Annotated in this window: 1 pseudogene; it reads right to left on the reverse strand. The window is 41.2% G+C overall.

The annotated features are described in order from the left end of the window. A pseudogene (locus L5M28_RS23960) lies at positions 1-824 on the reverse strand (IS3 family transposase); the annotation flags it as partial.

The following is an 824-nucleotide window of genomic DNA, read 5'->3' on the forward strand; positions in this document are numbered from 1 at the left end:
ATTTGGCGTTAACCCACCATTATATTGATGGGGTCTAGTCTCGCTGTAATATCCAGTGATGTAATTTGTGATCTCTTTATCTGCTTCTGTGAAATTCCCATAACCACTTGCGGGTATCCATTCAGATTTCAAACTTCTAAAGAAACGATCCATCGGTGCGTTATCCCAACAATTCCCGCGACGTCTCATACTTTGCTTAATCTGAATGCGTCATATTAATTGTCTGAATTTCAAGCTCGTGTAATATGAACCTTGATCGCTGTGATATATCACATTCTCAGGCTTACCCCTTAACTCAAATGCCATTTTCAAAGCTTTAAAGGTTAGCTCACTATCTGGTGATAATAACAAAGCCCATCCAACAGGTTTGCGGGGAAATAAGTCTAGAGCAACCGCTAAATATGCCCAACGATTACCGACCCAAACATACGTCACGTCGCCACACCACACTTGATCTGGTCGAGTTACTTCAAACTGTCGATTAAGCGTATTGGGGATTGCAACATGCTCTTGTGTCGCTTTCCTATAAGAATGCTTAGGCTGCTGACAGCTTAATAACCCAAGCTTTTTCATTWGATTACGGGCTCGATAACGACTGAGACCAATCCCTTTATTAGTCACTAATTGCGCTATCGTTCGAGCACCGGCAGAGCCATGACTAATATGATGTGCGGCCTTCACTTCACTGCATAAAATAGTAAAGTCTGCATCAATATGTTCTTTTCTTTTTAGCCAATACTTATAGCTACTTCGATGTACTTTGAATGCATTACAAATTGTGAGAATAGAGTGGCTCTGCTTGAGTGCGCTGATTAGCGTAAATT

It is taken from the genome of Shewanella sp. SW32 (assembly GCF_025653365.1).
GTDB lineage: Bacteria > Pseudomonadota > Gammaproteobacteria > Enterobacterales > Shewanellaceae > Shewanella > Shewanella oncorhynchi.